Source organism: Flavobacterium sp., from assembly GCF_044368625.1.
Lineage (GTDB): Bacteria > Bacteroidota > Bacteroidia > Flavobacteriales > Flavobacteriaceae > Flavobacterium.
In genome coordinates, this window is the sequence record NZ_JBIPPD010000313.1 from 1 (window position 1) to 2810 (window position 2810).

Annotated in this window: 3 protein-coding genes and 1 pseudogene; all 4 read left to right on the forward strand. The window is 35.5% G+C overall.

The annotated features are described in order from the left end of the window. Positions 1-184 (forward strand): annotated as a pseudogene (locus ACIQ2X_RS15465) (hypothetical protein); the annotation flags it as partial. A gap of 165 nt (positions 185-349) precedes the next feature. Then, positions 350-1102 (forward strand): SDR family NAD(P)-dependent oxidoreductase, encoded by a 753-nt coding sequence (locus ACIQ2X_RS15470; RefSeq protein ID WP_396179867.1) that lies wholly within the window; start codon positions 350-352, stop codon positions 1100-1102. Between the two features lie 225 nt (positions 1103-1327). Continuing rightward, a complete protein-coding gene (locus ACIQ2X_RS15475; RefSeq protein WP_396179869.1) occupies positions 1328-2473 on the forward strand; it encodes an ATP-binding protein in 1146 nt (381 codons plus the stop codon). Further along, the coding region (locus tag ACIQ2X_RS15480) for a metallophosphoesterase (RefSeq protein WP_396179870.1) at positions 2460-2810 on the forward strand (351 nt) is incomplete at its 3' end. The genes ACIQ2X_RS15475 and ACIQ2X_RS15480, both read left to right, overlap by 14 nt.

The window sequence follows — 2810 nt, forward strand, 5'->3', positions numbered from 1 at the left end:
AAATGATGTTTTCGAAATAACCTTAATACATGATAATCAACCAGATGATTCTCAAAAAGCTGAAAAAGTTATCATGTTAGCTAAAAAGATTGGTAAATCGTGGAATGTTTTAAAAATCCGTAGAAATTGGAAATGTTATGATGGAAGAGGTCATACAAATTGGGGAACTGAAGTTTGTAACTAAAAAATAATGTCGCAAGGTAAATTTTATATATGAAAGGGTTATCGTAAATTTAAATCGCTTTTTTACTTTTAAAATTAGCCTCTTCACATAATTGAGAAAAAGTATAATGTAAATACCTACAAGGTTTTGAAAACCTTGCGGAATAATAAACAAAAAGACAAATTAATGAAAACAGTTTTAATCACAGGTGCAACAAGTGGAATTGGTCGCGCAACCGCTCGCCTTTTTGCACAAAACAAGTATAGAATTATTCTTTGCGGAAGACGACACGACCGCTTGCATGAATTGGAAAAAGAATTGCGGGAACTTACGGAAGTGCATTCGTTGCAATTTGACGTTAGAAATCAAAATATGCTTTTAGAAAGTATGAAATCGTTGCCTGAAAACTTTTCACAAATTGATATTTTAATCAATAATGCGGGAAATGCTCATGGAATGGACACGATTCAAGACGGTTCGACGGAAGATTGGGATGCGATGATTGACATTAATATTAAAGGATTGCTGTATGTTTCTAAAGCGGTGATTCCGCAAATGTTGGAACGTCAAAGTGGCCATATTATCAATATTGGTTCGACGGCTGCGAAAGAAGTGTATCCAAAAGGAAATGTGTATTGTGCGACAAAACATGCAGTGGATGCGATAAATCAGGGTATGCGGATGGACTTGAATTGGACGGGAATTCGGGTTGGAGCGATTCATCCGGGAATGGTGGAAACAGAGTTTTCTGAAGTGCGATTTAAAGGAGATTCGGAGCGTGCAGGTCAAGTTTACAAAGGTTTCAAGCCTTTGCAAGCGGAAGATATTGCAGACATCATTCACTTTGTGATTTCGCGGCCTTATCATGTGAATATTGCCGATTTGGTAGTGATGAGTGTGGACCAAGCGTCATCGACGATTGTGAACAGGAATTTGTAAATAGGTTTCGCACAGATTTGCACAGATTTGCACAGATTTATTTTATTGAGAAGATTTCAGCTACATTATTATGCTTTACTTTACACTATTGTATTTAAAACGAATACCTACAAGGTTTTAAAAACCTTGCAGGACTTAAATAAGAATAAATTTCAACCACAAATTTCGCAAATTATCACAAATTAATTTGTGGAAATTTGCGATAAAGAATCATTCCCCTTAAAAATGATTAACAAACGTCTTTTGATTAAAAATCTTCTCGCTCATAACGACGAGAGTAGTTTTTATGACAAAAAACGGCAGTTGAATTTGCATACAAGAGAAGGGAAAGCGAAGTTTTTGAAACACATTTGTGCTTTGTCCAATTCGAATCCGACGAACAATTCTTATATTGTGGTTGGTGTGGAAGACCACGATAATGAAATTGTGGGTGATGACTTTTTTGACGACAGTCGGATTCAGAATTTAGTGAATGCTTTTTTAGAAAACCCTCCGAAAATTCAATACGAGAACATTCAGTTTCCGAATTTATCGAAAGATAAAGTGATTGGATTGGTTACTATTCAGCCAAATGCTGCGGTTTCTTTTTTCAAAAAAGGCATTCACACCATTCTTGCTCAATCTGTTTTTGTTCGAATTGGAAGTAACACAAAACCGACAGCATTGGGATTTGCGAAAAACAATCAGAATGAAGCAACGGTTTTGAGTATTGAAAATAATTCTCGGAACAGCATTGGCGACACGTTAGACGGTGTGATGGATTTTATGAACAACCGGCATAAAAACATGCAGCCGAAATATAAAGTTTTTAAAGAATTATTTGTGCTTTGTTGGGCTGGAATTCCAAAGAAAGTGAAGGATAAAACTTATTTTTCGCGTGTAGATATTGAATTGATTAACGAGCAAATTAAGTTGTTTTATTCGGTTTTAGACGATGTTCAGATTGAATTTAACGACGACCAATTTACAATTACGGAATACGTGTCATTGGGATTGAATGACAAAACCAGTTTCTATCCTTTGGAACGTGTTTCGATTCATTTTGAGGAAAACGGGTATTACAAGATTGACCGAGAAATGCTTTTTTCGCCACCGGAATTCAACAAGAAAATGTTGCATCACATTTACAATTCGAATTTGGCTTTGATTTCAAAAATGCAAAAAGGTTTTGAGTTAACAAATCGAGAATTGAAAGATTTAGAAAATATTCCTTCTACGTTTATGATCTGTTACCTCAACGGATTTGACGATGCAAAAAACCAATTGATTGCAGCAAAACCCTTGCTAAAAGCGGCAGAAAATAAAATAGTTTACATTGCTTTTAAAGAGGTGATGCGGATTTTAAGGAAAATGAAATATGATGTTAACTAGAGATACAATTCTAAAAAATAAAAGAACATTAGTTATTGGCGACATACATGGAGGTTTAAAAGCCTTGAAACAAGTTTTAGAACGCGCCGAGGTAACCCAAAATGATACGTTGATTTTTCTCGGGGATTATGTGGACGGGTGGAGCGAATCGCCACAAGTATTGGATTTCTTGATGGAACTGCGGGAAACTCATAATTGCGTTTTACTTCGCGGCAATCATGACGAATTATTGCAACATTACCTTGAAACAAATTCTTACAATGAAATGTGGAAAATACACGGCGGTGGAGCAACAATTGATGCTTACAAAAAATTGAATGCAGCAAAAAAGATTGAA

Excerpts from the sequence above, each read along its gene's own strand:
- ACIQ2X_RS15475 (WP_396179869.1), top strand. The coding sequence starts at position 1,328 with ATGATTAACAAACGTCTTTTGATTAAAAATCTTCTCGCTCATAACGAC.
- ACIQ2X_RS15470 (WP_396179867.1), top strand. The coding sequence starts at position 350 with ATGAAAACAGTTTTAATCACAGGTGCAACAAGTGGAATTGGTCGCGCA.